The 19,441-nt window shown below is 60.2% G+C and carries 15 protein-coding genes; 9 read left to right on the top strand and 6 right to left on the bottom strand.

Translation table 11 applies throughout. The features are described from left to right. Nucleotides 1–321: 321 nt before the first annotated feature. A complete protein-coding gene (locus tag PG900_RS21225; protein ID WP_011707641.1) occupies nucleotides 322–444 on the top strand; it encodes a hypothetical protein in 123 nt (40 codons plus the stop codon). Between the two features lie 80 nt (nucleotides 445–524). Here the strand turns inward: PG900_RS21225 and PG900_RS21230 are convergent, their stop codons facing one another. Together PG900_RS21230 and PG900_RS21235 are read right to left on the bottom strand one after the other, a co-directional pair. Continuing rightward, nucleotides 525–1,283 (bottom strand): substrate-binding periplasmic protein, encoded by a 759-nt coding sequence (locus PG900_RS21230; RefSeq protein WP_106551594.1) that lies wholly within the window; start codon nucleotides 1,281–1,283, stop codon nucleotides 525–527. Between the two features lie 167 nt (nucleotides 1,284–1,450). Further along, entirely contained in the window at nucleotides 1,451–2,029 is a 579-nt protein-coding gene (locus PG900_RS21235) for a single-stranded DNA-binding protein (protein WP_011707639.1), read from the bottom strand. 523 nt (nucleotides 2,030–2,552) lie between these two features. Between PG900_RS21235 and PG900_RS21240 the strand changes: the two genes are divergently transcribed. From PG900_RS21240 to PG900_RS21265, 6 genes are all read left to right on the top strand, one after another. Continuing rightward, nucleotides 2,553–3,212, top strand: coding sequence for a LuxR C-terminal-related transcriptional regulator (locus PG900_RS21240; protein ID WP_011707638.1), 660 nt, complete (start codon nucleotides 2,553–2,555; stop codon nucleotides 3,210–3,212). A gap of 95 nt (nucleotides 3,213–3,307) precedes the next feature. After that, nucleotides 3,308–6,136, top strand: a complete 2,829-nt coding sequence (uvrA, locus tag PG900_RS21245) for an excinuclease ABC subunit UvrA (protein ID WP_270832215.1) — start codon at nucleotides 3,308–3,310, stop codon at nucleotides 6,134–6,136. Between the two features lie 140 nt (nucleotides 6,137–6,276). Continuing rightward, nucleotides 6,277–7,962, top strand: coding sequence for a diguanylate cyclase (locus PG900_RS21250; RefSeq protein WP_270832217.1), 1,686 nt, complete (start codon nucleotides 6,277–6,279; stop codon nucleotides 7,960–7,962). Nucleotides 7,963–8,408: 446 nt separating this feature from the next. Further along, nucleotides 8,409–9,020: an OmpW family outer membrane protein gene (locus PG900_RS21255; protein WP_011707635.1), complete on the top strand. Its 612-nt coding sequence runs from the start codon at nucleotides 8,409–8,411 to the stop codon at nucleotides 9,018–9,020. Between the two features lie 219 nt (nucleotides 9,021–9,239). After that, the gene (locus PG900_RS21260) at nucleotides 9,240–11,219 is read left to right on the top strand and encodes a HAMP domain-containing methyl-accepting chemotaxis protein (protein ID WP_029305191.1); all 1,980 of its coding nucleotides are present in this window, start codon (nucleotides 9,240–9,242) and stop codon (nucleotides 11,217–11,219) included. An 8-nt stretch (nucleotides 11,220–11,227) separates the two neighbouring features. Beyond that, complete coding sequence (locus PG900_RS21265) at nucleotides 11,228–12,628, top strand: ABC transporter substrate-binding protein (RefSeq protein WP_270802969.1); 1,401 nt, start codon at nucleotides 11,228–11,230, stop codon at nucleotides 12,626–12,628. 63 nt (nucleotides 12,629–12,691) lie between these two features. On the opposite strand, the gene PG900_RS21270 is transcribed toward PG900_RS21265, so the two are convergent. Beyond that, the gene (locus tag PG900_RS21270) at nucleotides 12,692–13,483 is read right to left on the bottom strand and encodes a GNAT family N-acetyltransferase (protein ID WP_270802967.1); all 792 of its coding nucleotides are present in this window, start codon (nucleotides 13,481–13,483) and stop codon (nucleotides 12,692–12,694) included. Between the two features lie 328 nt (nucleotides 13,484–13,811). Between PG900_RS21270 and metF the strand changes: the two genes are divergently transcribed. Continuing rightward, nucleotides 13,812–14,708 (top strand): methylenetetrahydrofolate reductase, encoded by an 897-nt coding sequence (metF, locus tag PG900_RS21275; protein WP_005306036.1) that lies wholly within the window; start codon nucleotides 13,812–13,814, stop codon nucleotides 14,706–14,708. Between the two features lie 62 nt (nucleotides 14,709–14,770). Here the strand turns inward: metF and PG900_RS21280 are convergent, their stop codons facing one another. Beyond that, nucleotides 14,771–15,835 carry a DUF3103 family protein gene (locus PG900_RS21280; protein WP_270802965.1) on the bottom strand — a complete coding sequence of 355 codons (1,065 nt, stop codon included), beginning with the start codon at nucleotides 15,833–15,835 and terminating at the stop codon, nucleotides 14,771–14,773. Between the two features lie 150 nt (nucleotides 15,836–15,985). Then, on the bottom strand, nucleotides 15,986–17,137 hold the full coding sequence (locus tag PG900_RS21285; protein WP_270832219.1) for a benzoate/H(+) symporter BenE family transporter: 1,152 nt from the start codon (nucleotides 17,135–17,137) through the stop codon (nucleotides 15,986–15,988). Nucleotides 17,138–17,258: 121 nt separating this feature from the next. Between PG900_RS21285 and PG900_RS21290 the strand changes: the two genes are divergently transcribed. Then, a complete protein-coding gene (locus PG900_RS21290) occupies nucleotides 17,259–17,828 on the top strand; it encodes a helix-turn-helix domain-containing protein (RefSeq protein ID WP_270832220.1) in 570 nt (189 codons plus the stop codon). Nucleotides 17,829–17,838: 10 nt separating this feature from the next. Here PG900_RS21290 and PG900_RS21295 read toward each other — a convergent pair whose 3' ends face one another. Next, nucleotides 17,839–19,035, bottom strand: coding sequence for an NnrS family protein (locus tag PG900_RS21295; RefSeq protein ID WP_270802958.1), 1,197 nt, complete (start codon nucleotides 19,033–19,035; stop codon nucleotides 17,839–17,841). Nucleotides 19,036–19,441 lie beyond the last annotated feature (406 nt).

The following is a 19,441-nucleotide window of genomic DNA, read 5'->3' on the forward strand; positions in this document are numbered from 1 at the left end:
TTATTATTTAAGGAGAATTCATTTTGGCATTCAGTGGTTTATTTCACACCACCATGAAATAAATCTGTTTGGCGTTATTTTATAAGGAATAAATCGCTTCTCCGGCCGTTCATTCCCCGCCCAGATCGGGTCAGCGGAAGCGGGTGAACACCTGCTGCCACTGGGTGAGGGGATGAGGGTGGATTCTTGCGCAAGATTAGGGGTATGCTGGACTGAGTGCGATCGCAGGATCGTCACTGAAAGCGTACTGTAGTCTACGATTCGGATGGCATGCTGGAACCTGGGTTCCAACTGTCTGGGTAACATTTTTGGAGTTTGATGATGAGTAACAAAGAACATCACAACGGCAAAGATGCCAAGAAAAAACCGCAGATGTCACTGAAAGAGAAGCGCGAAGCCAAACGTCAGAAAGCAGATCTGAAAAATGGCGGCGCGATGAAGTAACGCTCCCCATGCTGTAGTTCCTTTGGAGCCAGTAACAAAAAGCCAGCCTTTTCGGGCTGGCTTTTATGTTTTCAGGAGGCTCAGGGCGTGGCCCCGTAGCGGGCAAATATACGCTGATAACGGCCATCGGCCCGCATGGCATCGAGCCGGCGATCGAACCAGCGCTGCTGCGCCGCCTGGCGAAAGGCAAAATGGTAGTGAGTCGGCGCAAACAGATCGTATTGCCGGACCCGGCCGGGAGCATAGAGCTCGGCACCATATTTGCTGTTGGCCAGCTGTGCCAGATAGTAATAGAAAACCCGCTGCTCCAGGATCACCGCATCCACCCGTCCCAGCATCAACCTGTGCACCTGTCCCTGCTGTTTGGCGACCTCCTCGTAACGGGGATTCTGGTCAGCCATGCTGGCAAAGGCACCTCCCAGCACCTGGCGGGCTCGCTGGAAGGCACTCACCCTCAGCGTCTTCATGTCGTCCAGAGTGCTGATGTGGGTTTTGCCGAGGGTGAACACCCGATTGTGGAAGGCAATCACCGGCTGCGACAGGAAGACGTCGTGCAACATGCCGGGTTTGACGTTGATGATGGCATCGAGCTTGCCGGACTCCAGCATGCGGAAGGTGCGCTCCAGCGGCAGATATTCGAATTGAGGCTCATAGCCGCTGTCCAGAAAGGCCTCTCTCATCAGGTCGAGCTCGATCCCGCGACCCTCTTCCTCGATCACATAGGGCGGGATGGCGAAGCTGACCCCCACTCGCAGTGGCTCGCCTGCCAGCAGCAAGGATGGCAGCAACAGGGTGGCGCAAGCCGCCACGCACAACAAGATTCGATACCAAGACCCCATGCGTTCTCTCTGGCAACTGGATTGCCCCGATCATAATCCCAAGGCGAATGATATGGGGACGTATAGCTGGCAAGACCGGCCAGGAGACTGGATTGCGCGCCAGGTCTGCGTCAATAACAGGCAAAAAAAGGCCCTGCATGAACAGGGCCTCCGGGATCTGACGTTGCTTAAAACGGAATGTCGTCGTCGAAGTCCATCGGCGGCTCATTGTACACCGGCGGTGCAGACTGCGGCTGCTGGGCCGGACGAGCGTAGCCGCCCTGTTGCTGCATGTTCTGCTGCGGAGCCTGGGCAGGACGCGCCTGGTTCATCGGCTGCTGGGACTGCATGCCCTGCTGCTGACCCCAGTTGCCCTGAGACTGGCCACCCATGCCCTGGCCGGCGCCGCCTTGCGGACGGCCACCCAGCATCTGCATCACGCCGCTGAAGCCATCGACCAGCACTTCGGTGGTGTAACGCTCCTGGCCGCTTTGATCCTGCCACTTGCGGGTCTGCAGCTTGCCTTCAACATAGACTTGGGAGCCTTTCTTCAGGTACTCGCCAGCCACTTCGGCCAGCTTGCCCATGAAGACGACGCGGTGCCACTCGGTACGCTCTTTCTGCTCACCGGTCTGCTTGTCGCGCCAGGTGTCGGAGGTGGCCAGGGTGATGTTGGTCACGGCACCGCCGCTCGGCATGTAGCGTACTTCCGGGTCTTGCCCCAGGTTACCGATCAGAATGACTTTATTGATGCCTCGACTGGCCATAATCTCTCTTCCACCCTTTATATACCGGCCGGGCCATATGCCCGGGCCAATTCAACATATCGTTTGTTTTCTGTGAGATAGGCGACGCTGCTGGGCGGCCCCGCCACTCATGTGATGACTGTGTCCGGTTCAGCGCGCCAGTTGGCCGTCTCCCCGTTTTCAGATTTTGCCCGCAATAGTAACAGCTGGGGAGAAAGAGCGCACATCTTCCTGACGCTCCATCCCGTGTCCGCCGAATGAAGGATTAACTTACACGAGGCCGACCTTGGCCAGCAAGTGAACAGCAACGGGGAGTCATATCATCGAACGGTCGAGACGAGAAGGGGGGCCAAAGGCCGGTGTGACAGCCCCTGTCCGGCCAGGGGCCAGTATTTCACCCAAATGGGGGGGCTCGGCTAGTTATTTGTATTGCTTGGAAAATTGGTGAGTTTCAAAGGAGGCGCATCGGCGTCTAATACTTTTTTAATGCTGCAGCCTGCGGGGGGCTTGGTACTCTCTGCTGCCGAAAAACACCATGGCCGGAATGTTCAAGGACCAGCGCTTCATGATCACCCCATATCCCATCGTATTGGTAACCGAAGACAATGCGCAGGCGACCAGCTTTCAGAGCTACCTGGCCGAACAGCTGGCTCTGCCCATCCTGCTGGTGAGTGCACTGGAAGCCCTGCCTCAAGCGGATGAACTCGAGCCGCATCCGTTGTTTTTGGTGGATCTGGATTACCTCAAGTCGAGCCAGCAAACGGGGTGGCCACGGGAGATCTCCAGCCGCTTCGGGGAAGCCAATACCGTGCTGCTCAATGCTCCGACCAGTACGGATCGGGAGCTGCTGCTGATGTGGCCCCATACCAGCGGGCTCTTCTTCTGTCAGGATCCGCTGGATCGGCTGGTGCTTGGCATTCGCAAGGTGCTGGAGGGGGAGTACTGGATCCCGCGCCATCTGCTGTGCGATCTGGTCAACTACTACCGCAAGGGCGGGGAGCATCACCTGCGCAATCAGACGCTGCTGACCGTGCGCGAGCAGGAGATCATCCGCTACCTGATGACGGGGGCCTCCAATACCGAGATCGCCGATAGCCTGTTCGTGAGCGAGCACACCATCAAGTCCCACCTCTACAATGTCTTCAAGAAATTGAACGTGAAGAACCGCCTGCAGGCGGTGAGCTGGGCCAAGGAGTATCTCTGAAATCGATGGGGATGATGGATAAAACCTGTCTATTCATCCAGTAGTCTCTATGCCATACTGACTCGCTCAGGTTTCCGTATCGAGCGTGCAACAAGATGGAAAAGATCGTGGTCCGGGGTGCTCGCACCCACAACCTCAAGAACATCAATCTGACCCTGCCCCGCGACAAGCTGATCGTGGTCACCGGCCTCTCCGGTTCGGGCAAATCCTCTCTGGCGTTCGATACCCTCTATGCCGAGGGGCAGCGCCGCTATGTGGAGTCACTCTCCGCCTATGCCCGCCAGTTCCTCTCCCTGATGGAGAAGCCGGACGTCGACCATATCGAGGGGCTCTCGCCCGCTATTTCCATCGAGCAGAAGTCCACTTCCCACAACCCGCGCTCGACCGTCGGCACCATCACCGAAATCTACGACTACCTGCGTCTGTTGTTCGCCCGGGTCGGTGAGCCGCGCTGCCCGACCCACGCCATTCCGCTCGCCGCCCAGACCATCAGCCAGATGGTGGATCAGGTGCTGGCCCAGCCGGAGGGGAGCAAGCTGATGCTGCTGGCCCCGGTGGTGCGCGATCGCAAGGGAGAACACACCAAGCTGCTGGAGAATCTGGCGGCCCAGGGCTACATCCGTGCCCGCATCGACGGCGAGGTGTGCGATCTCTCCGACCCGCCCGCGCTGGAGTTGCACAAGAAGCACACCATCGAGGTGGTGGTGGACCGCTTCAAGGTGCGCGATGACCTGGCGCTGCGTCTGGCCGAGTCGTTCGAAACGGCGCTGACCCTTTCCGGCGGCATCGTACTGGTGGTGCCGATGGACGGCGAGGAGGGCGTCGCCCCCATGACCTTCTCCGCCAACTTCGCCTGCCCGGAGTGCGGCTACTCCATGTCGGAGCTGGAGCCGCGCATCTTCTCCTTCAATAACCCGGCCGGTGCCTGTCCTACCTGTGATGGTTTGGGCGTGCAGCAATATTTCGATCCGGCCAAGGTGATCGGCGATCCGGCCATCAGTCTGGCCAATGGCGCGATTCGTGGCTGGGACAAGCGCAGCTTCTACTACTTCCAGATGCTGAAATCCCTCTCCGAGCACTACAAGTTCGATCTGGAGACGCCGTGGGAGGATCTGCCGATCAAGACCCAGGAGGTGATCCTGCGCGGTTCCGGTCGCACCGAGATTGAGTTCCGCTACATGAACGATCGCGGCGACGTGGTGGTGCGCAAGCACCCGTTCGAGGGGATCTTGCACAACATGGAGCGGCGCTACCGGGAAACCGAATCCAACTCGGTGCGCGAAGAGCTCTCCAAATACATCGCCAACAAATCCTGTACCAGCTGCGGGGGCAGCCGACTGCGGGAAGAGGCGCGCCACGTCTTCGTCGACAACCGCAACCTGCCGGCCATCGCCGAGCAGTCCATCGGTGAGGCGCTGGCCTTCTTCGAAGGGTTGAACCTCACCGGCCAGCGCGCCCAGATTGCCGAGAAGATCCTGAAAGAGATCGTCGAGCGGCTCGGCTTCCTGGTGAACGTCGGCCTCAACTATCTGAGCCTGTCGCGCAGTGCCGAGACCCTCTCCGGCGGCGAAGCGCAGCGGATCAGGCTGGCCAGCCAGATCGGTGCCGGTCTGGTGGGGGTGATGTACGTGCTGGATGAGCCCTCCATCGGCCTGCACCAGCGCGACAACGAGCGGTTGCTCAAGACCCTCACTCACCTGCGTGATCTCGGCAACACGGTGATCGTGGTGGAGCACGACGAGGACGCCATCCGTCTCGCCGACCATGTGCTCGACATCGGCCCGGGAGCCGGGGTGCACGGCGGTGCCATCGTTGCCCAGGGCACGCCGGAAGAGATCATCAATAATCCGGAGTCGCTGACCGGTGACTATCTCTCCGGTCGCAAGCAGATCGCCATTCCCGCCGAGCGCACCCCGCTCACCGGCAAGTGGCTGAAACTCAAGGGGGCGAGCGGCAACAACCTGCGCAACGTCAACCTGGATCTGCCGATCGGGGTGATGACCTGCGTCACCGGCGTCTCCGGCTCCGGCAAGTCGACCCTGATCAACGACACCCTGTTCCGCATCGCTCATCGCGAGCTCAACAAGGCCACCGAATCCACGCCGGCGCCCTATCGCAGCGTCGAGGGGCTGGAGCATCTGGACAAGGTGGTGGATATCGACCAGAGCCCCATCGGCCGCACCCCGCGCTCCAACCCGGCCACCTACACCGGCCTGTTCACCCCGATCCGCGAGCTGCTCTCCGGCACCCAGGAGGCGCGCTCGCGTGGCTATCAGCCGGGCCGCTTCTCCTTCAACGTGAAGGGGGGGCGCTGCGAGGCCTGTCAGGGGGATGGGGTCATCAAGGTGGAGATGCACTTCCTGCCGGATGTCTACGTGCCTTGCGACGTCTGCAAGGGCAAGCGCTATAACCGCGAGACGCTGGAGGTGAAGTACAAGGGCAAGAACATCCACGAAATCCTCGAGATGACGGTGGAAGATGCCCGCGAGTTCTTCGATCCGGTGCCGGCGGTGGCGCGCAAACTGCAGACCCTGATGGACGTGGGCCTCTCCTATATCCGGCTCGGCCAGTCGGCCACCACACTCTCTGGCGGTGAGGCGCAGCGGGTCAAGCTGGCGCGCGAGCTCTCCAAGCGGGATACTGGTCAGACTCTCTACATTCTGGATGAGCCGACTACCGGGCTGCACTTCCACGACATCCAGCAGCTGCTCAAGGTGCTGCACCAGCTGCGGGATCGTGGCAATACCATCGTCATCATCGAGCACAACCTGGACGTCATCAAAACCGCCGACTGGATCGTCGATCTGGGGCCGGAGGGGGGCGCCGGCGGCGGTCGCATCCTGGTGACGGGGACGCCGGAGCAGATGAGCCGTTGCGAGGATTCCCATACGGCCCGCTTCCTGGCGCCGCTGCTGGCGCGATAATCCGTTCAATAATGTGACAAGGGGCCCTGGGCCCCTTGTTTTTATTGTGGTAATTCAGTGACCTCCAGACGGGCCGATACTCCATACTTGGGGCAAGACCCTTCCCGTTTCGCATTGCCATTCAAAGGATATTGGCGTTCATGGCTCAACCGTCCCGCTCCATCGATCATTTGCTGGCCTACTCCATGTTCCCCGTCTGGGCTGGCGCCATCCTGATGCTGCTCATCGTGATCGCGCTGGCCCAGGTGCCGGCGGCGCAGCGGGTCGAGGAGCGGCGGATGCAGGATCATCTGCAGCGGGTGGTCAGGGCCGTGCAGGGCGACATCAATGCCATCAATGCCTTCACCCGGGATTGGGGGATCTGGGACGAGAGCTATCACTTCCTGGCCAGGCCCAATCAGGGCTATATCCACTCCAATCTGCTGGTCGACACCCCGATGCGGGACTTTGAGCTCAACGTGTTGAGTTATATGGATTTGCAGGGCTCTGAAATCTGGACTCGCACCCTGCTGCCGGAGGCGCTTGATACGGACACCACCCTGCTTCCCTTCTTTCTGGATGACCTCAAGCTGCAACTGCTGCGTGAATCGCGGCAGGGGGGGATCCACAGTCTGAGCGGGGTGAGAGGCTCGTTATGGGGGCCGCTCATCTTCTCGCTGCAGCCGGTGACCAATACCCTCGGCGATGCCAAACCCAATGGCTATCTGCTGGCAACCCGTTGGCTGGATGAACGCTATCTGGACGATCTGGCGGCGCGGACCGCGCTCGCCTTGACCATTGCCCAGCCGAGAACTGGCGAGCATCTGGGCTCTTTCAAGCCGTTCAAGCCATACATGAGCTACCGGTTGGTGGATCTGGGGTTGCAGCGTGTCAGGGGAGAGGGGTTGCTGCTCGACAACGACGGCACCCCCGTCTTGACCCTGATTGTGGAAGAGGAGCGTGACGTGTTGCGGGGGGCGATGGAGGGGGCGATCTGGACCTTCATCGGCATGCTGCTGATAAGCTTCGCCTGCATTCTGATGGCGCTGTCCCGCTTGCGCGCCATCGTGCTCGGGCCGATCGGCGAGCTGGTGGGGGCGCTGCACAAGTTTGCCGAAAAGCAGGATGTGAGCGTGTTGCCGATCATCGACAGCAGTCAGGAGATGGCGCTGCTCAGTCGCAAGTTCCGGGAGATGGCGGCCAGGATCAGCTTGCACCACAGCGCCTTGCAGGCTTATTCAACCCGGATGGAGACGGCCGCCTATACGGATCCGCTGACCCACGCCTTCAACCGGCGCTACCTCGATGAATGGTTGCTCAATCGCGATGCGCTGGCGGCAGGCAGGGTATTGCTGATCCTGGATCTGGATCACTTCAAACAGGTCAACGATCGCTTCGGCCACGACATCGGCGATCTGCTGTTATGCCAGCTGGCAGAGTTGCTGCGGGGGGCCCTCGCTGAGGAGGAGCCGCTGATCCGGCTGGGTGGCGAGGAGTTTTTGCTGCTGCTGACGGGAGATGAGCCGACACGGGTTGCCCAGCGGGTCGAGCGTCTGCGCCGCAAGATTGCCGACTGCCGCTTCGGGCGCGAAGAGTTGCCGCTCTGGATGACGGCTTCACTGGGATTCTGCGATTACCCCCTGCATCGGGAGCTGGAGGACTCGTTCTGGAATCTGAGCTTCAAACTGGCGGATATGGCGCTGTACCGGGCCAAGCAGGAGGGCAGGAATCGCTGGCACGGATATAGCGGGGAGCTGGGGCCGGCGCAGTGGGATTTGAACCCGGAGCAGATTGTAGCGGGGGAGTGGCTGCGGTGTCAGGCGTCTCACACTAGCCAGTCGGCTTAGTGGGTCAGAATTAATAGCGCCATGCCGAGAACGAATCCCAATAAAATAAACAGGAAGGAGCCAATACCCCAGATGGCCGCCAGTATGGCTACTATTTTGTCCCTTCTGGTTTGTGGTTTCATAAAGAATTTCTTACAGCCCGGCTACATGGCTCGCAAAAATACTCTGGTTGAGCGAGTGAAACAACCGTTTTTAGCCGTTTAAAGCTCCGATAAGGTGTATTTAAATTATCCTTTAATGTGGCTGGTTTGATTTTGAATTGACGTATCAGTATGTTTTTATTGTTTATTCTGCCAATTATCAGCCATATCTCGGGAGCTTTAAGCTGCTGTACACATCTATCTATTTCTTGGTAACGTTTGAGCTAAATCAATAACTCCGCATTCACATCCCTTTATAGTTTTCAGGCTTGCAACATATAAAACGAAAACTAAAAGGAAAACGTGATGAAAAAGATCCTTCCTCTGATGATCGCGGCCGCGCTCGCTTCTCCCGTCGCCATGGCCCACCAGGCTGGTGATATTCTGGTGCGCGGCGGCCTGGCCTTTGTTTCTCCGCAAACGAGCAGTGACAACGTGCTGGGTACCGGCGAGCTGGAAATCGACAGCAATATGCAGCTGGGTCTGACGCTCTCTTATCTGATCACTGACAACTGGGGTGTCGAGTTGTTGGCAGCCACACCCTTCTCCCACTCGGTATCCACTGCCGGTCTGGGTGAAGTGGCCAAGGTCAAGCACCTGCCGCCGACCCTGATGGCGCAGTACTACTTCGGTGATGCCAACAGCAAGGTACGCCCCTATATCGGTGCCGGTATCAACTACACCACCTTCTTCGATGAGCAGGGCCGCGGCGCGCTGGATGGCACCGACGTGAGCGTGGACTCCTCCTGGGGCATGGCCGGTCAGGTTGGTCTGGACATGGCGATCAATGATCGCTGGTTCGTCAACGCCTCCGCCTGGATCATGGATATCGATACCGACGTGCACACCGCCGTGGGTACCATCAACACCTCCATCGATCCCATGGCCTTCATGTTTGGTGTCGGCTATCGCTTCTGATAGGACACAGGGTTGGCCCCCCCACGGGCCGTTACAGCTAGCATGTCTCTTTGGCCCGGCACAGTCCGGGCCCTTTTACGCGCAAAGCGTCCCCCGTCAACTGTGATCCAACCCCATATAGATCAATAAAATACCCTCGGTCTCCCCTCTATAATTCGCCCCTTGTGCCGATAGTGTCTATGTTCACGTTACCTTTCCCCCACGAGTGAGGATGTCTCCATGGGTTTATCTATTGTGCAGCGGATCATCGCCGGATTTGTGTTGATGCTGCTGCTGTTGATCCTGCTGGGTGTGATCAGCACCCTGAAGATCAGGGGCATCAACGATGGCTTGTCACAGGTCTCCGACCGGGCAACCCCGTTGGTGATTGCGGTGGCCGGCCTGAAAGGCGCCCTGCAGGACAGCAACCGCTGGGTGCTGGTCTACCGGACCAACGAGGATGCAAGCCAGCTGCCGCAGCTGGCCAGCCAATTCAAGGAGCAGCAGGCGCGTTTCAGTCAGCTGAGCCAGGAGATGGACAAGTTTAGCGGGGTGGCCGAGGCCGGCTCTCGTTTTCAGCAGGTCGATACCGCCACCAAGCAGTTCTACGGCCTGGCTGAACAGGTGCTCTCCCAGCACAGCCAATGGGTCAATGCCCAGGATCAGCGCCACAAGCTGGAGATTGCCTTCATCCGGCTGGAAGACACCTACCAGTGGGCTGCCGATCTGCTGCTGCAGCAGACCGCCAGCAAACGCTCCATGCGCAACAAGGCTGAACTCATCACCTCGGGCATCGCGCGCGATCTGAAGAATATCCGTCGTGCGGATGCCAAGACCGATCTCAACGAGCTGGAGAAGGTGCTGAGTAAGGACATTGAGATGGCCCGCAAGCGGCTCGATCGGGTGCTGGTGCCGGATGACGTGAAGCAGCGCTTCGTCTCCAACCTTGACCGGATGCAGGAGCTGGCACTTGGCCAGCAGGGACTGCTGGCGACCATGCGCAATGCCCAGCAGCTGGCTGCCTCGTTGCAGACCCTCAATCAGCAGCTCGATGCCAGCTTGATCAACAGCCTGGGCCTGCTCGACGAGATGGGACAGTCGGCCGGCTCGATTGCCAGCCAGAGCCGCACCACGGCGGATGATGCGGTCAGCAGCGCCAGCTTCTGGATCCTGGTGGTGGCCGCCATCTCGGCCGCCGCCGCCCTCATCATCGGCTATACCACGGCGCGCAGCATTCAGCGTCCGCTGCAGATGATCAACAAGGAGCTGGATTACATGGCGGCCGGGGACATGACCCGCCGCATCAACTATCGCAGCAGCTGCGAATTCGGCGCACTCTCCCGCTCCATCGATACCCTGGCCGGCAAAACCGGCGAGCTGCTCTCCCAGATCAATGCCGGTTCCCGCCATCTGGTGGAGGAAGCGAGCCGCGCCGCCGAGATAAGCGAAAGGGCCGTGTCCCGGGTACAGGATCAGAAGAGTCAGACCGATCAGGTGGCTGCCGCCATCACCGAGCTGGAGGTGAGTGCCACCGAGGTGGCCCGTTCCACCGATGGCACCAAACGGGAAGTGGATCTGGCCGATGATGAAGCCCGCAGCGGTCGCCAGAAGGTGGCGACCACCCGTCGCATCACGGAGCAGCTGGCAGGCGCTATGGAGGAGGCTGTTGGCATCACCTACAAGCTGGGTGAGTTCAGCAACAACATCGGCAGCATCCTCGACGTGATCCGCAGCATCGCCGAGCAGACCAACCTGCTGGCGCTGAACGCCGCTATCGAGGCGGCGCGGGCCGGCGATGCCGGCCGTGGCTTCGCCGTGGTGGCAGACGAGGTGCGGGCACTGGCCAACCGGACCCAGACCTCGACCGAAGAGATCCAGGCGATGATCGAGAATCTGCAGAGCTCGAGCAAGCTGGTGGTGGAGGTGATGGGGCGCAGTCAGGAGCAGACCCACAACTGTGTCGAGCAGACCCGGGAGATGGATGCGGCCCTGCAATCCATCGCCGACCGGATGAGCGCCATCAAGGCGATGGCGGATCAGGTGGCGCACGCCGCCCAGGAGCAGATCTCGGTCAGCCAGGGGGTGGCCCGCCATATCTCCGGCATCGCCGAGGTGGCCTACGAGACCGAACGGGAAGCGCGGGAGTCGGCTGGCAGCAGTGAAGTGCTGGCGGATCTGGTCGCCAAGCAGCAGCAATTGATCGCACATTTCAAGGTTTAGGAGGGCTTATGTCTAACAAGTGGATCGGGGCCCTGAGTCTCCTGTTGTGTGGTCAGCTGATGGCCAGCGAGCTGGTGATCGAGAGCTGGCGGATTGATGACAAGGCCTTGTGGGAGCAGAAGATCATTCCTGCCTTCGAGGCCTCCCACCCGGGTATCCAGGTGAAGTTCAACGGGGTGCAGAACGTCGACTACATGCCGACCCTGTGGGCCAGTCTGAAAGAGGGCAAGGCGGGGGATCTCATCACCTGCCGGCCGTTTGATGACTCGCTCGCCCTGTTCAAGGCGGGCCACCTGGCGGAGCTGACCGAGATGTCGGGGATGGAGAACTTCCCAAGTTTTGCCCAGTCACCCTGGCAGACCGACTCCGGCGCCCAGACCTTCTGCGTGCCGATGGCCTCGGTGATTCACGGCTTCTTCTACAACAAGAAGATTTTCAGTGAGCTGGGGCTGAGCGTGCCGCAAACCCGGGATGCCTTCTTCGCGGCGCTGGACAAGGTGAAAGCCGATGGCCGCTATGTGCCGCTCGCCATGAGCGGCTCGGAAAGCTGGGTATCCTCCGAGCTCGGCTTCCAGAACATAGGCCCCAACTACTGGAAGGGGGAGGATGGTCGCCTGGCGTTGATCGGGGGGCAGGAGCGTTTTGACAACCCGCCCTACGTCAAGGTGTTCGAGGAGCTGGCGCGCTGGCGCCCCTACCTCGGCGAAGGCGGCGAGAGCCGCGACTATGCCGCGACCAACGAACTGTTCACCTCGGGCAAGGCCGCCTTCTACGTGGCGGGTTCCTGGGAGATAGCCCCCTTCACCGGCAAGGTGGACTTTGGCGTGATGCGCCCGCCCGTGGCAAAACAGGGCGATGGCTGCTTCTTTACCGATCACACCGACATCGGAATGGGGATGAACCCGGCCAGCAAGAACAAGGAGGCGGCCATGGCCTTCCTGCAGTGGCTGACCACGCCGCAGTTCGCCGAGCTCTATACCAACTCGCTGCCGGGCTTCTTCTCCCTCTCCAACCACTTCTTCGAGGTCACCAACCCGGCGGCGAAGGAGATGATGGAGTGGCGGGATCAGTGCGACTCCACCATCCGGGTGGCCACCCAGATCCTCTCCCGCGGTACGCCCAAGCTGGGGGACGAGCTGGCTGAAGTGAGTCAGGCCGTGCTGCTCGGCAAGATGGAGCCCAAGGCGGCAGCCGATCGGCTGGAGCAGGGCCTGAAGGGCTGGTATCCGCCTCATCAGGGCAACAAGGTGAAGGGGGTCGATTGCCAGTGTGATGTCCCGGCCGCCGCGCCCGCAGCATCGGCTGCAACTGCGACCACCGAGTCTTCTGCCGCTGCCGCGCCGTTGCCGGCTCCGTCGGCCGAGGTGGAGCAGGCGCTCTCCAACGAGCTGGAAACACCGCAGCAATAGCTGCCGGCAGATAAACAACGGGAGGCATCAGCCTCCCGTTTTCTTTGCTGTGAGTCTGTGAAGTCACTGCACCGAGTGGGGCCAGCGGCAGAGACTGCCGATGCGGGCCACCGGAGCGAACCCGAGCGAGCGATAGACGCGCTGGGCGTGATAGTGCTCGTCGGCCACTATGATGAGCCGGTCAACCCGCGTCAGCCCGTGCCTGGCAACCTGGCTCAGCAGCTGACGACACAACCCCTGATTGCGCCATGCCTGCCTTGTGCGCACCAGCTGGAAGCGGCCCAGAGTATCGGTGAAGAAGAGACCGCAACTGGCGACCAGCTGTTCCTGCTGCCAGATCCCCCACCACTGACCCAGCCCGTCCCCGATCATCGCCTGGTACAACTGGCGGCGTGACTGCAGATAGGGCAGGTAGCTCTGCTCCGAGTGGCCGGGATCCCGCTCCTCCAGTTCAAAGGCCAGCCACTCATCCCAGTCGGCCGAGGTAAAGGGGCGCGCAGCCACCGTCGCGGCTGGCGGTTGCCAGTCGGTGGCCTCCAGTGCCAGCACCACGCACTCCATGTACTGGTATCCCGCCGCCACGAAGCCGGCGACCCGGCTGTTCTGACCTGCCGCGAGAGGCCACTGGAAGGTGCGGTGTCTGACCCGGGGATCCTGCCCGATCAGCTTGTCGAAACTGGCCTCGAGCCAGCCTTTGTCGTGATCGCTGGGGGGAAAGGGGAGCAGCAGATAGTTGCCGAAGTAGTAATCGGGAGCATCGGGGGTGCGCACGGCCCAGAACTGCTCATGGTCGACCACGTTGCCTTGATAGCGATCGAACAGCAAGTCGGTGGCAAAGCCGGGGTGGGTGTCCATGATGATGCTCCTGCGAATGGTTCAATTGGTTATCGGCAGGAAGGGGAAGAGGTTGAAAAGGGGCCGGAGAAACCTCCGGCCAAACAATCACACGCAGATTCAGAACGTCCAGGACGATCTGCGTTCATCATAACGCGACTCGCCGGATTTTGGGATGGGGTGCCAATCGTTACTTTGGCTTTATTGCCAAATAAAAATCGGCGGCCTTCCTCTCGCTGTAAAACAGTGTTGACTTTGTGCCATTTTCTCATAAAGATAGAAAGACGTTTAGACGTCCAAACATCCGTTTTGACGTAGAGAAATGGATTGCAGGGCAGGGAGAGAGCAGATGGGATTTCACAGCGCACGTCAGGTTGAGGCACTCAACCAGAGTCTGGCAGATTTGAGTGGCGACATATCGGTCAGTTTCGAGTTTTTTCCGCCCAACAGCGAAGGGATGGAAAATACCCTGTGGCAATCCATCGAGCGCCTGAAAGTGCTGGAGCCCAAGTTTGTGTCGGTGACCTATGGTGCCAACTCTGGCACCCGGGATCGCACGCACAAGGTGATCAAGGACATCAAGGAGCGGACCGGTCTGATCGCCGCCCCGCACCTGACCTGTATCGACGCCAGCCGCGATGAGCTGCGCACCATTGCTCGCGATTACTGGAACAGCGGTATCCGCCATATCGTGGCGCTGCGCGGCGACCTGCCCCAGGGGCTGGAGAAGCCAGAGATGTATGCGACCGATCTGGTGGCCCTGCTCAAGGCCGAAGCGGACTTCGATATTTCGGTGGCCGCTTACCCGGAAGGGCACCCTGAAGCGCGCAGTGCGCAGTCGGATCTGCTCAACCTCAAACGCAAGATTGATGCCGGTGCCAACCGCGCCATCACCCAGTTCTTCTTTGACGTCGAGACCTACCTGCGCTTTCGGGATCGCTGCGCCGCCATCGGCATCGATGCCGAAATCGTGCCGGGGATCCTGCCGGTTTCCAACTACCAGACCCTGGCCAAGTTTGCCGGCTTCACCAACGTGAAGATCCCGCGCTGGATGCATCAGCGTTTCGAAGGGCTGGATGACGATCAGATGACCCGCAACATGGTGGGGGCCAGCATCGCCATCGATCAGGTGCGGGTGCTGAGTCAGGAAGGGGTGAAGGATTTCCACTTCTATACCCTGAACCGCTCCGAGCTGACCTACGCCATCTGCCACACCCTGGGGGTGAGGCCGAAAGGCCAGCCGTAACGGATCGCGGGTACAAAAAAAGCCAATGAGTTGCTCATTGGCTTTTTTGTTATGGCGACCAATCAGGGTCTGGTGGGGGCGATCTCTTTGGGTTCGAGATCGATCACCGCATTGCCGGCGGCGCCGGGGTACTGGTGATAGCTCTGGTCCTGCTCCAGGGTGTAGAAGGTATCCAGATAGTCATCGTTGTTGGTCATCCAGGAGTCGGGCAGCGCCTTGACGATGCGACCGCCGAGATCGAGGAAGGGCAGTGCCTCGGGCACGCCGCCAGCCGTGAAGGCCAGCTTGAGGGCATTGATGAACAGGCCGCTCAGCTCCTTGTAGTTGACGTTGTCGTCCTGCTCCATCATGACGATGTCGACGGCACCCCAGCGATAACGATCCCAATAGACCAGGATCTGGTTGGGGGTGTAGTCGGTGTTGTCATAGTCGAGATAGGGCATGTCGACGATGTCGACCACGGGCTCATCCCGGCTGGGATTGACCCCTGCGACGACCGCATACACCTCGGCCGCACCCAGCAGCCAGGGCTCCTGATCATCCTTCAACCGAATTTTCTTCAGGATGCTGGTCTTGAGCGGGGCCGTGCTGGCAGCCGCACGGGGAGCCACCTGCATGTCGGCGGCAGCCAGTGCCTTGCGGATCACCTTGAGGCCGGCATTCTTGGCCTTGACGGGATCAGCTTCCACGACCAGGACCGGACGGGCCGGTGCCTTGTCCACATCCAGATAGACGGGGTTGCCGGCGCTGTCAAAGGCTTCGATGGCGCTCCAGCTCTTCTCATCTCCGCTCGGCACATAGGCGACCAGCGGCTCGACACCCTGCTGCAGCGCGGTGGCCTGTTCCGGGTTGGCCAGTCGCAGCTGCATCAGCTCCTTGACCTCGCCGTCCAGCCCTTGCCGGCTGATGGCTGCCTGGTTGGCATCCCGAGCCTGGCGTTTCAGGCGCGGACTGGCCTTTTGCAACAAGTTGGGCAGCGGGCTCTGGTACTCCTGATTGCTCAGCAGCGGCAGCAGGTTCTTCTGCTGCAGCGCGAGCTGGCGGGCCAGCTCCCGATCGGTGTCGGCAGCGTGGGCGGTGGTGGCGCCCAGCAGTGCCAGTAACAAAATGACAGCCTGATTCCTCATTATTATTCTCCAGTTTATGAGTCTGACATGAGGCCCGCATCGGGGAAGAAGAAGTGCCTCGACACCACTTAATGGCAATTAGTTTCAGCTGTGAACCAATTTTTCTGAATTATGTGCGGTGTCTCACGGGGGGCTCCCCAGATGGTCAGGTCAGTTTCTCCGCTGGTTGACTTGATAGAGGATGATGCCGACGAGCAGTCCCCAGCAGGCGGCACCGATGCCGAGCAGGCTGATGCCGGAGGCGGTGATGATGAAGGTCAGCAGGGCAGCCTCACGGGCATCGTCGTGCTGCAATGCGGTGTGCAGGCTGCTGCCGATGGTGCCGAGCAGCGCCAGCCCGGCGACACAGGTCACCAGTGCCGCCGGGAAGGCCGTGAACAGCGCCGCCACCGTGGCCCCGAAACAGCCAGTCAGCAGGTAGAAGCCGCCGGCCCACACTGCCGCGGGCCAGCGCCGGCTGGCGTCCGGATCCACCTCTTTCCCCATGCAGATGGCCGCAGTGATGGCCGCCAGGTTGAAGGCATAGCCGCCGAAGGGCGCCAGCAGCAGACCGGTGAGGCCGGTCCAGGTGATGAGGGATGAGGTGGCGGGCTGATAGCCGTGGGCCCGCAAAATGGTAATCCCCGGCATGTTCTGGGAGGTCATGGTGACGATGAACAGTGGCAAGGCAATGCCGAACAGGGCACCAAGGGAAAACTCTGGCCAGGTCATGACCGGGCCGGCCAGTTGCCAGTGGATGGTGTCAAGCTGCAGCTGGCCTCTCAGCAGACAGATGAGGATGCCGGTCGCCAGTACCAGCACCATGGTATAGCGTGGCCAGAGATGGCGGCCGAGCAGGAATGCCAGCAGCAGGCTGCCGAGCAGCAAGGGATCTGCCGGGGCGACCTTGAACAGATCCAGACCGAACTTGAGCAATACCCCGGCCAGCATGGCCGCCGCCAACTGGGCCGGGATATGGCGCATCAGCCGATCGAACCAGCCGCTGATACCGCACAGGGTGATCAGCAGAGAAGAGATAACGAAGGCGCCGATGGCCTCGGCCAGGGTGAAGTTACCCAGGCTGGTGATGAGCAGGGCGGCACCCGGGGTCGACCAGGCGGTCAAGACGGGGATGCGGTAATAGAGGGAGAGGCCGACGCAGCTGATACCCATGCCGATACCCAGCGTCCATAGCCAGGACGCCAGCTGGGCAGCATCGGCTCCCGCTGCCGTGGCTGCCTGAATGATCAGGATGACCGAACTGGTATAGCCGACCATCACGGCGATGAAGCCGGCGACCAGATGAGGAAGGGCAAAGGGCATGGTGACGTCCTTGTGGGGTTGTGACGGTTTGTGCGTTATTACGTACAATATTGCTTCAGACTATATCTTTGTGCGCTATAGCGCACGAGGCGATTCAAGAAAGTACAACAAAGAGGCAGTCATGCAAGAGATGAATCAGCATCTGGCCCAACGTCTGAAGGGCTTGCGCAGCGAACTGGGCTGGAGCCTGGATGTAGCGGCGCGGGAGACGGGAGTGAGCAAGGCCATGCTGGGCCAGATTGAACGGGGGGAGTCGAGCCCGACGGTGGCCACCCTGTGGAAGATTGCCACCGGCTTTCGAGTTTCTTTCTCCAGCTTCATCGAGCCGACCCCGGCAGAGCAGGGGGAAGTGCTCTATCGCACCGCAGATGCGATTCGCCAGCAGCCGGCGGGAGAGGGGATGCAGGTCGCCCCTCTCTTCCCTTATGAGGGGAGTTTTGGATTCGAACTGTTTGAGCTGACCCTGTTGCCCGGTTATCAGCGAGAATCAGAACCCCATGAACCCGGAGTGACCGAACATGTCATCGTCATCAGTGGCCAGATGGAAGTGCTGGTTGAGGGGGAGTGGCGCTCCTTGACGCAGGGGGAGGCGGTGCGCTTCGTGGCCGACCGCCCCCATGGCTATCGCAATCTGGGAGTGGCTCCTGCCATCTTCCACAATTTGATCCACTATCCGGCCAGCAGATCTTGACCCACCCGGGTCAGCCTGGGCGCCCATCAGCCCGGGGGCTGGTCAATATGGGAGCATAGACCCAGACAAACAGACCATATGCCAGGCTCCAGGCCAGGCCGCTCAGGTTCCAGCCGTGCAGGGTATAGGCGGGCCAAAGCAGCGGGATCACGACCCGGATCAGGGCTGCCATGATCACCAGAGCGAGCGCGCACTGGATCCTGCGCCCTACCTGCAAGGCCCGGCCACTGTGACCAAGGGAGACCCTGGCTATCATCCCCAGGATCATGGTCCCCATGCAGCCGGCACTGAGCAGGTGGCTGGCCAGCGACAGGCTGATGGGCAGGCCGGCAGCCAGAGCACCAAGGGCGAGCAGACCGAGAGGAATAAACAGGTAGGCGAGGTGCAGTGACCACAAGAGGGGTTGGCCAAGGGTGGAAGGCAGCCGCCAACGCAACTGGCGCCACAAGTGCAAAACGGCCGCCACTATATATAGAGGGAGCAGGTAGAGGCTGGTGGCCCATGGGGTGGGCAGCAGCAGCCAGCTCACCAGGGTGAGCCACAGCGTGGCAAGGGCAGCGCGCTCCAGCCAGAGAATTGGGACGGCTTTTTCCATCCCGGTGGCTCTGGCGGTAAAGAAGGGGATGACTCGCCCTCCCATTACGGCGATCAGGGTTGTAAACAAGAGCACCGTAGTAATGAGCAGATGTTCCATATCAGCCCACTGCGCCTGCCACAGCCAGCTGGCGGCGTTGAGCAGTGTCAGCACGACCAGCAGAGGCACAAAGAAGAGGTTGCGCCACTGCCTGGTGACCACGATGGGTTTGGCCAGATACCAGGCGCAAAGAGGCAGCCAGAGCAGATCTGCCGCCATCAGCAGGGTATTGTGTTCGCCCAGCCAGGGCAGCAGGGCCCTCGGCAATGCCCACAGCACGACGACCAGCACCAGGGGCCAGCTTCTAACCCCGGGGTGAGCGGTCCAGTTTTGCACTGCCGTCAGCAGGAAGCCCGCGACGATCGCGGCTCCGAAACCAAACAGCATCTCATGGGCATGCCACCAGATGGGGTTGCCAATCCCCGGCATGACGAACCAGCCATTGAGCTGCCCGAGCCAGCCCAGCATCGCCAATGCCGAGAACAAAGCGCCGAACAGGAAGAAAGGCCGAAACCCGAGGCGGAACAGAGGAACGATTTTCTCCTCTTTGCGGCTATCCAGGATCTGGTGCATGAATGAAACCTAAATTGAACATTTGAAAAGCCAATTATAAAGTGGCTTTTCAAATGTTCAATTTAAATCCAATGAAAGCCCGAAATGGTGGTGATGCGAGCGAAATAGAACCGCTTTGCTGCATATCTGAGCGAACGGTTCTTTTCGGTGAAAAAGCCCTTGTCATCTCGGCGCGGCTCCCTATAATGCGCCCCTACCAGCACGGCAGAACACGCCAACCTGATGAGCCAGCTTCCTTGCGAAGTGGGCGCCGAAAGAAAAGCGAAAACAATAGCTTGACTTTCGAAGTGAGAAGCGTAATATGCGCCTCCTCAACGCGACAAGCGTGACGCTCTTTAACAATTTGAATCAAGCAATCTGTGTGGGCACTCACAGCATCGAGCATCAAAAACAATTTTTGATATCA

The organism is Aeromonas sp. QDB03 (assembly GCF_027707985.1).
GTDB lineage: Bacteria > Pseudomonadota > Gammaproteobacteria > Enterobacterales > Aeromonadaceae > Aeromonas > Aeromonas hydrophila.